The sequence below is a fragment of the Pseudomonas sp. TWR2-1-1 genome (assembly GCF_049897045.1).
Classification (GTDB): Bacteria; Pseudomonadota; Gammaproteobacteria; order Pseudomonadales; family Pseudomonadaceae; genus Aquipseudomonas; species Aquipseudomonas versuta.
In genome coordinates, this window is sequence record NZ_JAFCVM010000010.1 from 1 (window position 1) to 18,228 (window position 18,228).

The following is an 18,228-nucleotide window of genomic DNA, read 5'->3' on the forward strand; positions in this document are numbered from 1 at the left end:
GTCAAGCGGTTATTTTAGGATGTTTTCAAAGTTTCCTTTGTAACATCAACCACTTGCGCTTTCGATCTCTCGTTAGCGGGAGGCGAATTCTACAGCGTTACACGCTGCTGTCAACACCTTATTTCCTACTTCGATGACTTGAAGCTGACACTGCCGAAGAACCATCCAACTCATTGAATCTCAAGGAGTTTTCCGTTTCGACTGCGCCGGAAGTGGGCGAATTATAGGCCGTTAGAATTTTGAGTCAAGGGCTAATTCAGATTTAGACCACCGATACCGGCTTCTTCTTATATAGACGAGGAATTCGACGCATAACTGCAGGAATGCGCAGCAGTAGCAGGCAAATACCTATAAAGGCGTAGATTGACCATTCCTTGAGGTCCGCCCGCACAATCCAAAGCATATGCAGCAAACCTAGCCCCAAAATCACATAGACCAGACGATGGAGCTTCTTCCAGCGCCCCCCCAAACGCCTCTGGCTATAGCGGTTTGAAGTCACAGCCAATACCAGTAAACACAGAAACCCCAAACTCCCGACAATAATGTAGGGCCGCTTACGCAGCTCCACGCCCAGCTGCGACCAGTCGAACCCCAACACGAAGGCCAAATAGGCACACAGGTGCAAGACTACGTACGCAAAACACCACAAACCTAATTGACGGCGCACTGCAATCCAGCCTGCCCAGCCAGTGAGTTTCTGCATTGGAGTCATACAGAGAGTCACCAACAGCAGAATCAGCGTCCCCAATCCAAGCCGATCGACCAGCACCTTCCCCGGATCAGGCCCCAAAGCCAAACTCCAGGCTTCATACAGCCAAAATACGGGCCAGACAGCAGCTGCAATAAAGACACTTAGACGCCACAGACCTGATCGCATCAGTAGTTCTTCCTCAGGTCTAGACCGGTATATAAAGAAGCAACTTCATCGGCGTAACCGTTGAACATCTGGGTATCACGCACATTCGGGCTAAACAGACTGCTCGGTAAACGCCGCTCACGCGCCTGAGTCCAGCGCGGATGATCGACTTGCGGATTCACATTAGCGTAGAAACCGTATTCATCCGCAGCAATGCTTTGCCATGTAGTCTTGGGCTGCTCCTCGACCAGACTGATCCGCACAATCGACTTAACGCTCTTAAAACCATACTTCCAGGGCACCACCAAACGCAGCGGTGCGCCATTTTGATTGGGCAATTCGCGCCCATACATGCCCACTGCCAGTATCGCCAACGGATTCATGGCCTCGTCCAGCCGCAAGCCTTCAACATAGGGCCAGTCAATCAACGCAAAACCTGAGCGCTGCCCCGGCATGACCTTTGGATCCTGCAAGGTTTCAAAACGTATGTATCGGGCTTTAGAGGTCGGCTCCACTTGCTTGAGCAATGCAGAAATTGGAAAGCCGATCCACGGGATCACCATTGACCAGGCTTCAACGCAGCGCAATCGGTAAATCCGCTCCTCCAACTGGTAAGGCTTCATAAAATCTTCGAGGGCGTATCGCCCTGGTTTGCCCACCTCGCCATCCACCACTACAGTCCAGGGCTCTGTTTTCAAAGCACCCGCGTTCTGGGCAGGATCGCCCTTATCAGTGCCGAACTCGTAAAAGTTGTTGTAATGCGTTGCATCCTTGAATGGCGTAATCGCCTCGTCCTTGACCGTGACTGCCTGCCACTTGGTCTGCGGCAGTTTCTCGGCAAACCAGCCCGGCGCCTTGCCCGACTCTACACCGGCATAGCGGGCCGCATCATCTGCATTCGCCCAGCGCGGAATTGCACCCACGGCCAATCCGGCAAGGGAACTACCCAGTAGCGCACGACGGGATAAATAGAAAGGTTCAGGCGTAACGTCCGACTCTTTGCAGTCGGACGCTTTAGGCAGCTTGATGAGCATGGCAACTCCGTAGTATTGGAGGACTGATGCACCAATAGACTACGGAGTTCGGGAGAAATTACATCACTCCGCGGCTTTGTTACGGCGCAGACGCAACAAATACTGGATCGGACCCGAGGCGGCATAGGCCAGGAAAGCCAGCAACAAGATGCGCGGCGGATCGCTGAACACAACAGCAAATACCAGGACCACAGCCAGGATCGCTACAAAAGGAACGCGCCCTTTCAAGTCCAGCTCTTTAAAGCTGTTGTACTTGATATTACTGACCATCAGCATGCCCGCGGCAGCTACCAGCAAGGCCACCAAGAACGACATTTTCGAACCCTGGATTCCGTAATCGCTGAACGCCCAGACAATACCCGCCACCACACCCGCCGCAGCCGGGCTGGCCAGACCAATGAAGTAACGCTTGTCAGCTGTTCCGACTTGCGTATTAAAACGCGCCAGACGCAACGCGGCACCCGCTACATAAATGAATGCCACCATCCAGCCAACCTTACCCATATCTCCCAATGCCCAGCCGAAAGCCAGCAAGGCGGGAGCAACACCAAAGGCAACCATGTCCGACAAGGAGTCGTATTCGGCACCAAACGCACTTTCGGTGTTAGTCATACGGGCAACACGACCATCAAGACCGTCCAGCACCATCGCGACAAAAATCGCAATTGCCGCAAATGCAAAATACTTGCTGGCACCAGCAGCATCGCCCGCACTCATTGCGCTTTGGGCGCTCATGGAACTGATGATGGAATAAAAACCGGCGAAGAGGTTCGCCGTAGTGAACAGGTTCGGCAGCAGATAGATACCACGATGCCGGACTTTGCGGCCTTCAGCGTCATGCCCTTCTTCGACATGCTCATCGATAGGCAGGAGGCTATCGGCGTCAGAAGCCTGTTTTGGCTCTTCGGGACGTTCGCTCATGGACATTACCTTGCAACGATATGAAAAGTTTCAGTAGAGGTCTGCGGATCGACACTGATCCGCAAACGATCCTGCTTTATACCAGAAGCCGCTGCTTAAACGAAAAAACGCGGCCTAGGCCGCGTTTTCTTCATACGCTTTTACTTAGTTCTTTTCTTTGTCGACAATCTTGTTCGCGCCGATCCAAGGCATCATCGAGCGCAATTGGCCACCGATAACTTCGATACCGTGAGCAGCGTTGTTACGACGCTTGGCGGTCATCGACGGGTAGCCAGTAGCGCCCTCGGAGATGAACATCTTCGCGTACTCACCATCCTGAATGCGCTTCAGAGCGTTGCGCATTGCCTGACGGGATTCAGCGTTGATGATTTCCGGACCAGTCACGTACTCGCCGTACTCGGCGTTGTTGGAGATCGAGTAGTTCATGTTGGCGATACCGCCTTCGTACATGAGGTCAACGATCAACTTCAACTCGTGCAAGCACTCGAAGTAAGCCATTTCCGGGGCATAGCCCGCTTCAACCAGCGTTTCAAAACCGGCTTTGACCAGCTCAACAGTACCGCCACACAGAACAGCCTGCTCACCGAACAGGTCGGTTTCAGTCTCGTCCTTGAAGGTAGTTTCGATGATGCCGGTACGACCGCCACCCACGCCGGCTGCGTACGACAGCGCTACATTTTTGGCGTTACCGGAAGCATCCTGGTAGATCGCGATCAGGTCAGGAATACCGCCGCCTTTGACGAACTCGGAGCGCACGGTGTGGCCCGGAGCTTTTGGCGCGATCATGATCACGTCAAGGTCAGCACGCGGAACAACCTGGTTGTAATGGATCGCGAAGCCATGGGAGAAGGCCAGCGTGGCGCCCTTCTTGATGTTCGGCTCGATTTCGTCCTTGTACAGCGCAGACTGGAACTCGTCAGGGGTCAGAATCATGACCAGGTCAGCAGCGGCAACAGCGCTGGCAACGTCAGTTACTTTCAGACCATGAGCTTCGGCCTTGGCAACAGTTGCCGAACCTTTACGCAGACCAACAGTAACGTCTACGCCGGAGTCTTTAAGGTTGCACGCCTGGGCGTGACCCTGGGAACCGTAACCGATAATGGCTACTTTCTTGCCCTGGATGATCGAAAGGTCGCAGTCTTTGTCGTAATAAACTTTCATGATTTTCCCTTATATCCAGGCCATTCAGGCCATTTACTAATTGTTAGATTTAGATGCTGAGTACTTTGTCGCCACGAGCTATGCCCGTAACGCCACTACGAACCGTTTCCAGGATCGACGCGGTACCAATCGACTGAATGAAGCTGTCGAGCTTGTCACTTGTGCCGGTCAATTGCACGGTATACACACTGGCGCTGACATCAACGATCTGCCCACGGAAAATATCCGTCGTACGCTTGATTTCTGCGCGCTGCGCACCTGTTGCCTTGACCTTGACCAACATCAGTTCACGCTCGATGTGAGCGCTCTCCGACAGGTCAACCAGTTTGACTACTTCGATCAGCTTGTTCAGGTTTTTGGTGATCTGTTCAATGACCTCATCGTGACCGACAGTGGTCAGCGTCAGACGCGACAAGGTCGGGTCTTCAGTCGGTGCCACAGTCAGGCTTTCGATGTTGTAGTTACGTTGCGAGAAAAGACCGACAACGCGAGACAGGGCACCGGGTTCGTTTTCGAGAAGCAAGGAGATAATGTGCCGCATGATTAAGTACGCTCCGTCTTGCTCAGCCACATGTCACGCATGGAGCCATCTTTGATCTGCATCGGGTAAACGTGCTCACTGGTATCGACCTGGATATCCAGGAACACCAGGCGATCTTTCATGGCGAAGGCTTCTTCCATCTTCGGCTTCAGATCTTTCAGATCAGTGATGCGGATCCCGACATGCCCATACGCCTCGGCCAGCTTGACGAAGTCAGGCAGCGACTCCATATAAGAGTGCGAATGGCGACTGCCGTAGTTCATGTCCTGCCACTGGCGAACCATGCCAAGAACGCCATTGTTCAGGCTGATGATCTTTACTGGCAGGTCATACTGCAGGCAAGTCGACAACTCCTGAATGTTCATCTGAATACTGCCCTCGCCTGTCACGCAAGCAACGTCAGCGTCAGGAAAACTCAGTTTCACACCCATGGCAGCCGGGAAGCCGAACCCCATCGTTCCCAGACCACCAGAGTTGATCCAGCGATTAGGCTTGTTGAAGCGGTAATACTGAGCAGCAAACATCTGGTGCTGGCCCACATCGGACGTTACATAAGCATCGCCCTTGGTCACTTCGCAGAGCATTTCGATCACGGCTTGTGGCTTGATCTTGCTCCCGTCACCCTTGTCGTAAGGGAACAACCCGCGATCACCGCGCCATTCGTCGATTTGCTTCCACCAACTGGCAACCGCCTCAGCATCCGGCTTCTCGCCAATGTCCTTGAGGATCGCGACCATTTCGCTCATCACGCTTTCCACCGGACCTACAATCGGCACGTCTGCCTTGATGGTCTTGGAGATGGATGCCGGATCGATATCTACATGGATGATCTTGGCATTCGGGCAGAATTTGGAAGGGCCGTTAATGACACGGTCATCAAAGCGCGCACCGACCGCCAGAATCACGTCCGCGTTATGCATCGCCATGTTGGCCGTGTAGCTGCCATGCATGCCGAGCATGCCGACAAACTGACGATCAGTGCCAGGGTATGCCCCCAGGCCCATCAGCGTGTTGGTTACCGGAAGGTTGAGCATTTTGGCCAGCTCAGTCAGAGGTGCCGAACCGCCACCCAGAATAACGCCGCCGCCTGCATACAGAACTGGACGCTTGGCCGCCAGAAGCATTTCGGCTGCTTTGCGGATTTGCCCCGAATGGCCCCGTAGCGCCGGGCTATAAGAGCGCAACTTGGCCTTTTTCGGAAAAACGTATTCGAACTTTTCAGCCGGATTGGTCATATCTTTCGGGATATCGACCACGACCGGGCCAGGACGGCCGGATTGTGCAAGGTAGAACGCTTTTTTCATGACCTCCGGGATTTCCGAAGCATGCTTGATCATAAAGCTGTGCTTCACGATGGGCCGGGAGATACCGATCATGTCGGTTTCCTGGAAAGCATCGGTTCCTACCATGGTGCTGGGCACCTGGCCGGAAATGATCACCATCGGGATGGAGTCCATGTAGGCAGTCGCAATACCGGTAATGGCGTTGGTCGCACCCGGGCCGGAGGTAACCAGCACTACACCGGCTTTACCGGTAGCACGGGCATAGCCGTCTGCCATGTGGGTTGCAGCCTGTTCGTGACGAACCAGGATGTGGGTAACATCCGGCTCTTTGAACAATGCGTCGTATACGTGAAGGAGAGCACCGCCCGGGTACCCGTAGATATATTTGACACCTTCGTCGCGCAAAAAGCGGACGAGCATCTCACCGCCAGATAAAAGCTCCACGTTGTTCACCTCTAAAACGCCAGAATACCGTCCGTAAAAATTCGAACGGGTCTTAATAGGTTTACTTTTCAGCAGAGCATGAGCGACGGTGGTCGCCGACTACGTCAGCACTGACTGAGCAAGTATTGGGAGCGCCCCAAATGTTGCGGGGTTTTCCCACCCAGCGCGAGGTAACGCGTTGCGGGTGTTACAAGTCGGCGCGGGTGTGCGCCTCATGATCTGCTGAGAGAGTCTGCTTCTGGCAGTCCCTCTACAGCGGACTTTCGATTCTTCTGTTTCAGCCTCCCCAAGTCAAGCAGTAATTGCGCTTTTTTCCATCTAAGCGCATGAGAACGTAGAAGAAAGCGGCTTGAGGAGGGATAAAACTCGCCTAAATGGCGCAAAGTGGTAGAAATATGCGCGAGACTGCCGAAAAACCCGGCAGTCAGGCAATTAACCAGCGTTGACGATCAGTTGATCGAACTTTTTCAGCGCAGTGCGAAGCCCCAGGCTTTCCTGTGGCCGATCGGCATAAACCATCTCGGCCATCTCCAGAATCCCCGACACCGTTGGCAGTGGCAGGTCCTGCTCCAGGATTTGCTTCATCCTTGTCAGAAAAACCCACTGCAGCCACTGATGAAAGTCCAGGGTATCCACAGAAAAAGGCTCAACGCTGCTCAAGGCTTCGGGGCTGGGGGACACTTCATCCCACCACCCTTGCACACGCAACTCACGTTCTATGAGCAACAACTGGTCAGCAAGCGATGCAAAACGCGCATCCATCACAGACTCACCTTGGCCTTTTGACGAGCCAGTGCCGCGCCAGCTGCATCGCCCTGCTTCTCACGGGCCTGGGCAATCAAACCCCACAGGCTTGCCTGCAAATCCGGACGTCCACTGGCGAAGGTCAGACCGCGACGGGCAAACTGCTCTGCTTGAGCTGCATCGCCTTGAGCCATGCGTACTTGGGCAAGACGATACAGCACTTGCGGTTCACGAGGCGCTACGCGTTGTGCCCGTTCCAGACTGGACGAAGCACCATTGAGGTCGCCACTCGATTGTTGCTGCTGAGCAGTCGTCAACAGCGCCAGCACCGGACCATCCAGCTGCTCATCGGCAGCAAGACCGCCACTGCTGGACGGAATGCCGCTCGCAGTGATCGGCGCAGGAGCTCTGTACGTCGTACTTGGTGTATAGCTGCCAGTGGTAATCGGAGCTGCTGCCGGGCCCGGAGTAATGGGCCCCGGTGTAAACGGCTGACTGCTGATCGGTGTCGAGACAGCTGCCCCGCCACCCGGGATCATCACAACCACACCCGAATCCTCGGTGATCGCCCGGGGCTGAGCTGTCCGTTGCGCCGTAGCCTGTGGATAATTATTCGCCGTACGCTGGGACGAAACGCGCTCGCTGTTCGATACCGGCACACCGGAATCGACCACAGGGATCGAACCCTGCGGCACGCTGGCACAACCATTGAGCAAAGCCAGGGCTGAAACAGCCGGAATCCACCACTTATTCACGTCAAACCCTCTTTGCTTAATTCAACCAGCCCTTGACCCAATCCATCACGGCATCGCCTGTCGCAGGCGCCTGGGCGCCACAACTGGCCCCCGCAGGTGGCTCACTGCCGCGAATATACGGCATCTGCACCGCGCCAGGGCAGCTGGCATCAGAGCCCTGCCCTGTATGCGGATCAATCCAGGCCTGAACAATGTTATCGGGCTGTGGCATATCAAGCGGCAACGGATCGGCTTTATTCATAAAGCTGGTCCATACCTGCAAGGCGCCAGTGGCTCCGGTGAACGGCGTTTTGCCATTGTCATCGCGCCCCAGCCAGACCACCGCCAGCAAGTCCTGGCTAAACCCTGCAAACCAGCTGTCACGGGAATCGTTACTGGTACCGGTCTTGCCCGCCAGCGCAAGGCTTTTAGGCAACACGTTATAGACAGAGCGACCCGTACCTTCGCGCATTACATGCTGCATGGCGTTCTGAATGAGGTAGATAGAGCCCGGATCGAAGCGCTGCTGGATCTGGAACGGATAGCGTTTGAGCGGCTGACCTTCTGCCGTCAATACACTGCGGATCCCGCGCATCGGCGTATTGAAGCCGCCGTTGGCCAGCGTCTGATACATCGTCGCCACCTCCATCGGGCTCAGCGCGCCAGCACCCAGCAGCATGGACGGGAATGCAGGGAACTGACGTTCAACGCCGAGTCGCGCCAAGGTCTTGAGCACATTAGGCACGCCAACTTCCTGACCCAACCGGACTGTGCCCAGGTTGTAGGAGTTCATCATCGACTGATACAGAAAAATCGTCCCGTGAGAGCGACGGTCATAGTTCTGGGGCTTCCATATCTGCCCGTCAGCGCCTTTGATCGACAGCGGGTCATCCGACAGCCAACTGGTCAGCGTGTACTGGCTAGGCCGCTCAAGTGCAGTGAGATACACCGCAGGCTTGATCAGCGAGCCGATCGGACGAACCGCATCCAGCGCACGGTTGAACCCCGCGAAGCCGGGTACGCGACTGCCAATAAGCGCCTGAACTTCGCCGGTTTCCGGGTTAGTCACCACCATCGCGGCTTCAACCTCATCAGACCCCTTGCGCCCTGCAAGGCGTTTAAAGGTCTCACCGACGGCAGCTTCCGACTTCATCTGCAGGATCGGGTCGAAGCTGGTGAAAATGCGCAGTCCCTCCTCGGTCAAATCTTCATCGCGATAATCTTCACGCAGCTGACGCTTGACCAGATCCAGGAAACCCGGGAACGAACTGTCTGCAAGACTGCCGCGCTTGGTCACGCCCAATGGCATCTTCTTGGCCGCAGCCACCTGTTCAGCCGTAGCAACGCCCTGCTGCTCCAGCAGGTCGAGCACCAGATTGCGGCGCTCCAGCGCACGTTCAGGGTAACGACGCGGGTTATAGGCCGAAGGCCCTTTGACCATACCTACCAACAATGCCACCTGATGCAACTTAAGCTCGGCCAGGGGCTGACTGAAGAAAAACTGACTGGCCAGACCAAAGCCGTGCACGGCGCGCTGCCCGTCCTGACCGACAAATACTTCGTTCAGATACGCTTCCAGGATCTCGCGCTTGTCGTAATGCAGTTCCAGCAGCAACGCCATCATGGCCTCGGTCAGCTTGCGACTCAGGCTACGTTCGTTGGTCAGGTAGAAGTTTTTGACCAGCTGCTGGGTCAAGGTACTGCCACCCTGACGCATTTGCCCGGACGATGTGTTCACCCACATGGCACGGGCGATCGATTTCGGCGACACGCCAAAGTGATGATAGAAGTCCCGGTCTTCTACGGTTACCAACGTGTCCAGCAGGAACGGAGGCGCCTGATCAATGTTGATCAGGATGCGGTCCTCAAGGTTCTTCGGATAAAGGCCGCCAATCAGCAACGGCTCCAGGCGCACCACTGGCAATTTGGAACCGTTGGTCGACGAAAGCTCTGCAACGTAGTCACCAGAGAACCGAACCCGCACCGGCTGTGCTTGTTCAGCGCCTTCATAGAACTGGAAACCCCGCGTGTTGAGATCAACAGTATTGCCATTAACCGCAGCAACACCGGGCCCACTGACAGCGCTTTCGCGACGATAGCCCAGAGCATCGAGTTCTGTAAGGAAGTCGTTCTTGCTCAGTTTCTGGCCGACGAACAGCTCGAGCGGGCGAGCGTAAACCTTGGCAGGGATGGTCCAGCGCTTGCCGGAGAACTTCTCCTGAACGATGGCATCGAGGTACATGGCAAAACCTGCCAGCACTACCAGGCCAACCAGACTGAGCTTGAGAGCCCAGCCCAGCCAAGGGCGCAGGCCGCCAGAAGGAGGTTTTTTACGGGAACGAGGAGATCGGGTACGAGTCATGGCGCGAGATTATACGCACTTTGTTCATGTTCATCATGCGCAGCCCGGCGGTTTGCACTACCGCTGTCAGCAGCCATAATGGCGACCATTAATTTTCTAAACCTTGAAGGATCAACCGTGAGCCAGAACCTGATTGCTGCCCTGAAGAACCCGGACCTTTACCCGCATCAAGTCGATGGATTTCAGGTAATCGAGACGCACATCTCCTGGGTCATTCTCACCGGGCCTTACGCCTACAAGATGAAGAAACCGGTCAACTTCGGCTTTCTTGACTTTACCGGGCTCAGCGCACGCGAGCACTTCTGTAATGAAGAGCTACGTTTGAACCAGCGGCTGACAGAAGGCTTGTACCTTGAGGTACTGCCGATTACCGGCACCGCTGAAGCGCCGGTTCTGGGCGGCGAAGGCCCTGCGCTGGAATACGTTCTGAAAATGCGCCAGTTCCCACAAAGCCAGTTGCTGAGCACCTTGCAAGCCAATAGCGAACTGACGGCTGCGCATATCGACGAAATGGCCCAGCAGATCGCCCGTTTCCATAGCCAGGCGCCGCATGTCCCTCTGGAGCACTACCAAGGCTCACCCGAAGCGGTGATGGACCCGGTCCGCCAGAATTTCGAGCAAATTCGCCCATTCCTTTCAGACAAAGCTGACTTGCAGCAACTGGATGCGCTCCAGGCCTGGGCAGAGGCAAGCTTTACCCGCCTGAAGCCGCTTTTTGAGCAGCGCAAGGCTGAAGGTTTTATTCGTGAATGCCACGGTGATATTCACTTGGGCAACGCCACCATTATTGATGGCAAGGTCGTCATCTTCGACTGCATCGAATTCAACGAGCCGTTCCGCTTTACCGATGTGTACGCCGACGCGGCTTTTCTGGCGATGGACCTTGAAGACCGTGGCTTGAAATCCCTGGCCCGACGCTTCGTCAGCCAGTACCTGGAGCTGACCGGCGACTATCAGGGGCTTGAGCTGCTGAACTTCTACAAGGCCTACCGCGCACTGGTTCGCGCCAAAGTCAGCCTGTTCAGCATGCCGGCAGAAGCCAGCCCGGTTCAACGTAAAGCTACCCTGCAGCAATATCGCAAGTACGCCAACCTGGCAGAAAGCTACAGCACTATCCCTTTTCGCTTTATGACCATTACCCACGGCGTATCGGCTGTAGGCAAAAGCTCCGTAGCCATGCGTCTGGTCGAGTCTCTGGGGGCCATTCGTTTACGCTCAGACGTTGTTCGCAAGCAACTGTTCGGCGAACAAACCGCCGAAAATGCGGTAGGCGATGGCATCTATAACGCGGATGCCAGCGTTGCAACCTACAACAAGCTCCATGAGCTGGCCGGGATCGTACTGCGCGCAGGTTTCCCGGTGGTAATTGATGCCACCTACCTCAAGCGTGATCAGCGCGATGCTGCCGCCAAAGTGGCAGAGGCCACCGGCGTGCCCTGCCTGATCCTCGACTGCACCGCGCCAGACGCAGTGATCGAAGGCTGGCTGGCTCATCGCCAAAGCATTGGTACCGACCCATCAGACGCGACCATTGAAGTGGTCAAAGCACAGCAAGTGAGCCGCGAGGCGTTGGGCGCGGATGAAGTCCTGCGTAGCAAGCGCGTGGAAACCCATAACAGTAAAAGTCTCGACACCCTGATTGCTGACATCCGCCAGCGCCTGCCAGGCTTGTAATTACTCTGGCGCGCCGTGAGACCGCAATGGTTTCACGGCGCATCAATAGTGGCACTATAGTATTACCCGCTCTCTGCAGGAGTTACCCCATGAGCCGCCCGGCACTGCTTGATTCGGCGCTCTATGCATTACTCCATGAAGACGATATACGCGGGTTTAACCAACAGCGGCCTGCCGGCCCCATCGACATGCGCGGCGGAGACTTTCGCGGACTGGATTTACGCGAACTGAATGCCGAAGGCGTGGACTTTACCGATGCTTACTTTCGCTCAGCCGACCTGTGCGGGCTCGATCTTCGTACAGCCAGCATCGAAGGTGCCAGCCTGGCTCATGCACAAATCTCAGGCACGTATTTTCCGGTGGAACTGACCGCAGATGAGATTCTGATGTCAGTCAAATTCGGCACCCGCTTACGGTACAGCATCAAATAAAGCAATTACGACACAGCTCCTGCGCTACCGCGTAGCGACGCTTCGCGCACGTATCTTTACTGCAAACGCTCTGTTCTCTACCTCACGAACCTGGGCTGACATTTCTTTAGTTCAATTTCCCAATACTGTCCTCGCCTGCTTGTTCCAAAAACGACTATTAAAGGGCGAGTTTTCTGCCTGACGCTACACTCTTGTACTAGTCGTTTTGTCCCGTAACCGCTGAGCTCATGCCGTCGCAAGGAGGGCTGATGAACGATGAACTCCAGCATCTGAAAAATCTTGGAAAAACGTCGTCGCAATGGCTACACGCTGTGGGCATTCACAACGCTTCGGATTTGAAACGTCTGGGTGCTGCCAATGCTTATCGGGCGGTCAAGGCACGAGGCTTCAGAGCCTCGAAAGTGCTGCTATATGCAATCGAGGGTGCCCTACAGGATGTTCACTGGAACGATATCCCCGCAGAACGTAAAGAGGCGCTGAATCGACAGGTAGAACTGTTATCGGCTGCACACAAGGCCTGACATAGATTTTTACAACGGCGGCGGGAAGAAGAAAAAACAGTTGTTGACAGCGTAATGAGAATTGTTATTATTACGCCATCTGGTCGCGAGGCCAGTGGATCTTCTGGAAGGCCCTTGGTTCGGACTCTCAGAAAATCTCCTCATCAGGCTAATCACGGTTATTTGACCCGGCTCTTGCCGGGTCTTTTTTTGTCTGCCGAAAACCCCGGCGAAGAACGTCTGGCGCTATCTGTCAGCGTGCAATGATGACCGGGTGGCCAAGTTCGGGGTGCGGCTGCACAAGCACATCCAGACCGAACACAGCCTTGAGCAACGCCGGCTGCAGCACTGCCTGCGGGCAATCCAGTGCACACACCCGCCCCTCTTCGAGCAGAAGCAAGCGGTCGCAATACCGCGCAGCCAGATTCAAGTCATGCAGGATAATCAGCACTGCAGCGCCGCGATCGGCAAAGGCACGTATCGCCTTCAATGTGGTGTGTTGATGCAAAGGGTCGAGCATTGAGGTGGGCTCATCGAGCAACAGCGTCTGGCCGTTTTGCCCCGGCCATAATTGCGCCAGCACCCGTGCCAAATGTACGCGCTGGCGTTCACCGCCCGACAACGCCAGATAACTGCGCCCCGTCAGATGCTCAACATCCGCAGCCTGCAAGGCAGCTTCAATAATCTCAGCATCTCGGGCATAACCGGTCTGATGGGGCAATCGGCCCATACCCACAACTTCTTCGACACGAAATGCAAAGTCCAGAGTGGAGGTTTGCGGCAGCACGGCGAGACGCTGTGCACGCTCGGAGCCTTTCCACTGGTTCAAGGCTTGCCGGTCCAGCGAGACCTGACCTGCGGTTGGCGCCAGCTCCCCACATAATGCCGCCAGCAATGTGCTTTTACCTGCACCATTAGGACCCAACACACCCAGCACTTCGCCCGGTCGCACATCAAGGGTGACGTCAGAAAGGACCACTTTTTGCCCGCGACGTATCTGTAAGTTTTCTGTGCGCAGCATCAGTGGCGGCCTCGCAGCAGTAAATATAGAAAGAAAGGTGCTCCCAGGAATGCAGTAACAATCCCGATAGGCAGCTCTGCCGGCGCCAGGGCCAGCCGGGCGATCAGGTCGGCGAATAACAACAGCGCGGCTCCCGCCAGCACGGACGCGGGCAACAGGACACGATGATCGGGCCCGGCCAGCAATCGCACCAAATGCGGCACCACCAAGCCAATAAAACCGATCATGCCTGCCGCTGCGACCGCCGCACCGACACCCAATGCCGTGCAAAACACCAGCTCGCGCTTCAGGCCTTCAACATTGATCCCCAAATGACTGGCTTCTGATTCGCCAAGCAGCAACGCGTTGAGTGCCTTGGCCCGGCGAGGCAACCACAAGGCGACACCTGCGGTAACAATCAGCAGGGGCCATAGCCGCGAGTAGCTGGCGCCATTGAGGCTACCCAGATTCCAGAACGTCAGCGTACGTAATGTCGCGTCATCGGCCAGATAGGTGAACAGTCCTACCGCAGAACTGGCCAGCGCAGTGAGCGCGATCCCCGCCAGCAACATGACGGCCACATTGGTCTGCCCGTTGCGCCGGCCCAGCCTGTAGACCAGCGCCGTAACACCCAGCCCGCCCATAAATGCACACAAGGACAGCAGATACGGGCCAAAAACATCGGGCAGGCCGCCAAACGCCGAGCCACCGACAATCGCAATTGCCGCACCCAAAGCTGCACCGCTGGAAACACCGACCAGACCCGGGTCCGCCAGAGGATTACGAAACAGCCCCTGCATGGCCACACCCGACAGCGCCAGCACACCGCCAACCGCCAGCCCCAGTAGCGTGCGGGGTAAACGGATCTGGCCCAGAATCAACTCGGCCTGCTCCAGCCCGTCGCCCTGAATCGGCACGCCGACCATGCGCAGTGCGGCCCGCAAAGTGTCAAATAACGGCAAGCTCACGGGCCCCAGCGCCAGCGATAACCAGATCGCCAGCAAACACAACGCACTCAGACCAACAAATAAAGAGCGAGGCTTGACCAGCGTCCTCATGGGTTGGCCGCGGCGGCTGGATAAAACTCGGCCGTCAGCTGCTTCAAACTGGCCGGCAGACGCGGCCCCAGGCCTCCCACCAGCAGAGTCGGATCCAGCTCGTAGACCCGACCGTTCCTGGCTGCACGGATCGAGCCCAGAATCGGGTTCTCTTTCATCAGTGCCTTGCGGGCCTCTTCGCCTGTAAGGCTACGATCAGCAAATACCAATACTTCGGGGTTAAGCCCGGCCAGAGCCTCGACCGAAAACGGCTTATAGCCGGTATGAGTGGCAAGGTTATGGCCACCCGCCTGAGTCAGTAACCAGTCCGCCGCGGTGCCCTTGCCGGCAATCAAAGGCTTGCCGCCTGCATGCCCCAACAGCAGCAGCACTCCAGGTTCCTGATGATGAGCTTTAGCTTGTTTGACTTGCTGCTGATGCGCCTGCAGTTGCTGCTGGTAATCCTTGAACAGTTGTGCGGCTTGCGCCTCGTCACCCAACAGACGCCCCAAATGCGTGAGCGTCGCTTCCAGGCTAGCCAGGTCGGCCTGCGCCGAAAACATCTCGACCGGCACTCCGGCGCTACGAATCTGCGCCAAAACAGGCGGCGGCCCCATCTCATCGGTGCCTATCAACACATCCGGCTTCAAACTCAGAATGCCTTCCGCCGAGAGCTGGCGCTGATAGCCGATGCTGGGCAACGACTTCAGTGATTCAGGATGTTGGCTGGTGGTATCGACCCCAACCAATTTAGACTCTGCCCCCAACGCACTGACCCACTCCGAAAGCGCACCTCCCGCACTGACCCAGCGTTGTGGCAACTCGCCAGCCAAAGCGGCATGACTGATCATAAGGCCTGCACAGAGCGTAATCAGGCGGGTACTCAAGCGCATACAGTGACGTTCCTAGATAAATAGGGCCCAGCGCGACAAAGGGATTGCCACCCCGTGAAAACAGCACATTGCAGAGCAAGCAGCTATTTGATAATTGTTTGCATTTGCACGTCAACCTATAACCCGCCACAACCCGCGCCACTGACCAGACGTTTAGGTGCCATTAAGGATTGTCATGAAGTTTTTATGCACCTCGAAGGCGCTGATTGAAGGTAGCAGCCGCGGCTTCGAATACAACGGCATGCGCTTGCTTGCGGTTCGCCGCAATGGCCAGGTTTATGCCTATAAAAATCGCTGTCCGCACCGCGGTGTGCCGCTGGAATGGCAGCCGGACCAATTCCTCGATTCCAGTGCCAGCCTGATCCAGTGCGCGACCCACGCCGCGCTGTTTTTGATTGAAACGGGCGAATGCGTTGCCGGGCCCTGTGCCGGTCAGTCATTGACCGCCATTGACTGCCGCGAAGACAGTCAAGGCATCTGGATCACGCCACCAGCCTCAGAGGATGACCTCTAAGCGACGATCAACCACTACCGCATCAGATGTAAGGCTTACACCATAAGCCAGCACCTGCACCCCGGCGGCAACCGCTTCGCGTAGCGCAGCGGCGTAACCCGGGTCGATTTCCTCAGCCGGACGGACCGCGTCGATCCCCGTGAGATTGACACAATACAGTTGCACGGCACGCACCCCTTCCCGGGCCAGAGTCGCCAACTCGCGCAAGTGCTTGGCACCGCGTTGTGTCACTGCATCCGGGAATGCTGCCACCCGCGAGTCATCAAAGCCCAGGGTGACACTTTTAACCTCGACAAAGGCATAGCCGTCGGGGTACTCCAGCCGAAAATCAATCCGGCTGTTTTCCTGCCCGTAAGCGACTTCGCGCTTGAGCGCAGTGAAGCCTTCAAGTTCGGTGATCAACCCGGCCAGCAGTGCTTCCTCGATCAAGCGATTGGCACGCCCGGTGTTCACACACGCCAGCCGTCCTTGCGGGGTCTCACTGATTTCCCAGGTCCCCGGCAGCTTGCGCTTGGGGTCGTTGGAGCGACTGAACCAGACCTGCCCGCCCTCCACCATGCAATTAAGCATCGAGCCGGTGTTCGGGCAGTGGATGATCATCAACTCGCCCGAAGCCGTTTCAATGTCAGCCAGAAAACGCTTGTAACGCTTGAGCAAACGCCCTTCTTCCAACGCCGGAGAAAAGCGCATCAGCCTTTCCAGCTCTGCAGGCCGCGGGCAATCCGCTCAACGGCTTCCTGTAACCGCGGCAGACTCTGGGTGTAGGCAAAACGTACGTGGTGACCTGACTGAAAACGGCCAAAGTCCAGGCCAGGAGTAATGGCCACATGTTCCGTTTCAAGGAAGTGCCGGCAAAATGCAAAGGCATCCCCACCAAACGCACTGATATCGGCATACAGGTAAAACGCACCTTCAGGCTCTACTGCAATACCAAACCCAAGCTCACGCAAAGCCGGTAACAGAAAGTCGCGACGACGCCCAAACTCGGTGCGGCGCTCCTCCAGAATAGCCAGCGTCTGCGGCTCAAAACAGGCCAGGGCGGCATACTGGGCCATGCTCGGAGCACTGATGTAGAGGTTCTGCGCCAGTTTTTCCAGATCAGCTACAGCTTCCGGTGGCGCTACCAGCCAGCCTAGTCTCCAGCCAGTCATGCCGAAATACTTGGAGAAACTGTTAAGCACAAAAGCACTGTCATCGACTTCCAGCACGCTGGTCGCATCACAGCCATAGGTCAGGCCGTGATAAATCTCGTCCACGACCAAATGCCCGTTACGTGCCTTGATTGCTGCCGATAGAGAGGCCAGTTCATCACGGCTCAAGATCGTGCCGGTCGGATTCGCCGGCGAAGCGACCAGCGCTCCTACACTGTCTTGATCCCAATAGCGCTCAACCAGGTCGGCCGTCAGTTGATAACGCACGTCCGGACCAACAGGAACGAGCTGCGCCGCACCTTCAACCAGGCGCAGGAAGTGCCTGTTACAGGGGTAGCCGGGGTCGGCAAGCAGCCAGTGCTTGCCTGGATCCACCAGCAGGCTGCTGGCTAAAAGCAACGCGCCGGAGCCTCCGGGCGTAATCAGAATGCGCGAAGGATCAATGTTCAGACCGTAACGCTGCTGATAAAACCCGGAGATGGCTTCGCGCAACTCCGGCAAGCCCCGGGCCGCTGTATAGCGGGTTTTACCGGCGGCCAGCGCCGCCTGCCCGGCAGCAATAATCGGCTCAGCCGTAGTGAAGTCCGGCTCACCTATTTCCAGGTGAATCACGTCGTGCCCCGCCGCCTGCAACTCGTTGGCACGCGCCAGCAACGCCATCACGTGGAACGGTTCGATCGCGCGACTGCGCGCACTGTAAGACTGAGCCATGAGCCTGCCTTCCTGGGTAAGCAAAAGCCCGATTCTACCCAAGCACTGGCGCCAGGTAGAGCTAATTACAGTCTTAGATTGCCAGCCAGTAGAACCAATCAGCGCAAGCACTAGTCATAGCTCGGCTAAAATTATTATTCAGCCACTAATCTCAAGCATCACAGGCTCTTCACATGGCCACTGGCAACGGGCTAGACAACCGGGAGTAGCGCGGCCCGATTTGATCTGGTAAGTTCG

At 56.3% G+C, this 18,228-nt stretch carries 18 protein-coding genes; 4 read left to right on the top strand and 14 right to left on the bottom strand.

Features of this window, described 5'->3' with window-relative positions; all coding sequences use genetic code 11:
• Positions 1–262: 262 nt before the first annotated feature.
• The 9 genes from msrQ to mrcB all read right to left on the bottom strand — a co-directional run bounded on the left by msrQ (position 263) and on the right by mrcB (position 10,080).
• Positions 263–877 (bottom strand): protein-methionine-sulfoxide reductase heme-binding subunit MsrQ, encoded by a 615-nt coding sequence (gene msrQ, locus ACP7BO_RS21145; RefSeq protein ID WP_426212579.1) that lies wholly within the window; start codon positions 875–877, stop codon positions 263–265.
• Entirely contained in the window at positions 877–1,890 is a 1,014-nt protein-coding gene (gene msrP, locus ACP7BO_RS21150; protein WP_426212581.1) for a protein-methionine-sulfoxide reductase catalytic subunit MsrP, read from the bottom strand. Before msrP ends, msrQ begins: the two co-directional genes overlap by 1 nt.
• Before the next feature lie 63 nt (positions 1,891–1,953).
• Positions 1,954–2,811 (bottom strand): CDP-diacylglycerol--serine O-phosphatidyltransferase, encoded by an 858-nt coding sequence (gene pssA / locus ACP7BO_RS21155; protein ID WP_073510063.1) that lies wholly within the window; start codon positions 2,809–2,811, stop codon positions 1,954–1,956.
• A 144-nt stretch (positions 2,812–2,955) separates the two neighbouring features.
• Positions 2,956–3,972 (bottom strand): ketol-acid reductoisomerase, encoded by a 1,017-nt coding sequence (gene ilvC / locus ACP7BO_RS21160; RefSeq protein WP_060695253.1) that lies wholly within the window; start codon positions 3,970–3,972, stop codon positions 2,956–2,958.
• Positions 3,973–4,021: 49 nt separating this feature from the next.
• Complete coding sequence (ilvN, locus tag ACP7BO_RS21165) at positions 4,022–4,513, bottom strand: acetolactate synthase small subunit (protein WP_019410366.1); 492 nt, start codon at positions 4,511–4,513, stop codon at positions 4,022–4,024.
• A 2-nt stretch (positions 4,514–4,515) separates the two neighbouring features.
• Positions 4,516–6,240, bottom strand: a complete 1,725-nt coding sequence (locus ACP7BO_RS21170) for an acetolactate synthase 3 large subunit (protein WP_397454827.1) — start codon at positions 6,238–6,240, stop codon at positions 4,516–4,518.
• 432 nt (positions 6,241–6,672) lie between these two features.
• Entirely contained in the window at positions 6,673–7,002 is a 330-nt protein-coding gene (locus ACP7BO_RS21175) for a YqcC family protein (protein WP_060695255.1), read from the bottom strand.
• Positions 7,002–7,739 (bottom strand): tetratricopeptide repeat protein, encoded by a 738-nt coding sequence (locus tag ACP7BO_RS21180; RefSeq protein WP_397454828.1) that lies wholly within the window; start codon positions 7,737–7,739, stop codon positions 7,002–7,004. The genes ACP7BO_RS21175 and ACP7BO_RS21180 overlap by 1 nt, the downstream gene beginning before the upstream one ends.
• Before the next feature lie 16 nt (positions 7,740–7,755).
• Positions 7,756–10,080 (bottom strand): penicillin-binding protein 1B, encoded by a 2,325-nt coding sequence (gene mrcB / locus ACP7BO_RS21185; protein ID WP_073510065.1) that lies wholly within the window; start codon positions 10,078–10,080, stop codon positions 7,756–7,758.
• A gap of 117 nt (positions 10,081–10,197) precedes the next feature.
• Between mrcB and ACP7BO_RS21190 the strand changes: the two genes are divergently transcribed.
• From ACP7BO_RS21190 to ACP7BO_RS21200, 3 genes are all read left to right on the top strand, one after another.
• Positions 10,198–11,754, top strand: coding sequence for an AAA family ATPase (locus tag ACP7BO_RS21190; protein WP_426212585.1), 1,557 nt, complete (start codon positions 10,198–10,200; stop codon positions 11,752–11,754).
• Between the two features lie 89 nt (positions 11,755–11,843).
• Entirely contained in the window at positions 11,844–12,185 is a 342-nt protein-coding gene (locus ACP7BO_RS21195) for a pentapeptide repeat-containing protein (RefSeq protein WP_397454831.1), read from the top strand.
• Positions 12,186–12,433: 248 nt separating this feature from the next.
• Positions 12,434–12,706, top strand: coding sequence for a TfoX/Sxy family protein (locus ACP7BO_RS21200; protein WP_060695266.1), 273 nt, complete (start codon positions 12,434–12,436; stop codon positions 12,704–12,706).
• 232 nt (positions 12,707–12,938) lie between these two features.
• On the opposite strand, the gene ACP7BO_RS21205 is transcribed toward ACP7BO_RS21200, so the two are convergent.
• Genes ACP7BO_RS21205 through ACP7BO_RS21215 form a run of 3 tightly spaced genes read right to left on the bottom strand, consistent with a single transcriptional unit; the run spans position 12,939 to position 15,615 of the window.
• Positions 12,939–13,823, bottom strand: a complete 885-nt coding sequence (locus ACP7BO_RS21205; RefSeq protein ID WP_426212705.1) for a heme ABC transporter ATP-binding protein — start codon at positions 13,821–13,823, stop codon at positions 12,939–12,941.
• The gene (locus ACP7BO_RS21210; RefSeq protein WP_426212588.1) at positions 13,706–14,689 is read right to left on the bottom strand and encodes a FecCD family ABC transporter permease; all 984 of its coding nucleotides are present in this window, start codon (positions 14,687–14,689) and stop codon (positions 13,706–13,708) included. The genes ACP7BO_RS21205 and ACP7BO_RS21210 overlap by 118 nt, the downstream gene beginning before the upstream one ends.
• 50 nt (positions 14,690–14,739) lie before the next feature.
• Complete coding sequence (locus tag ACP7BO_RS21215; RefSeq protein WP_426212590.1) at positions 14,740–15,615, bottom strand: heme/hemin ABC transporter substrate-binding protein; 876 nt, start codon at positions 15,613–15,615, stop codon at positions 14,740–14,742.
• Between the two features lie 175 nt (positions 15,616–15,790).
• Between ACP7BO_RS21215 and ACP7BO_RS21220 the strand changes: the two genes are divergently transcribed.
• Positions 15,791–16,129 carry a Rieske (2Fe-2S) protein gene (locus tag ACP7BO_RS21220; protein ID WP_426212592.1) on the top strand — a complete coding sequence of 113 codons (339 nt, stop codon included), beginning with the start codon at positions 15,791–15,793 and terminating at the stop codon, positions 16,127–16,129.
• Here ACP7BO_RS21220 and sfsA read toward each other — a convergent pair.
• Positions 16,112–16,819, bottom strand: a complete 708-nt coding sequence (sfsA, locus tag ACP7BO_RS21225; RefSeq protein WP_426212594.1) for a DNA/RNA nuclease SfsA — start codon at positions 16,817–16,819, stop codon at positions 16,112–16,114. The genes ACP7BO_RS21220 and sfsA overlap by 18 nt on opposite strands.
• Positions 16,819–17,991 (bottom strand): pyridoxal phosphate-dependent aminotransferase, encoded by a 1,173-nt coding sequence (locus ACP7BO_RS21230; RefSeq protein WP_397454838.1) that lies wholly within the window; start codon positions 17,989–17,991, stop codon positions 16,819–16,821. Before ACP7BO_RS21230 ends, sfsA begins: the two co-directional genes overlap by 1 nt.
• Between the last annotated feature and the right edge of the window lie 237 nt (positions 17,992–18,228).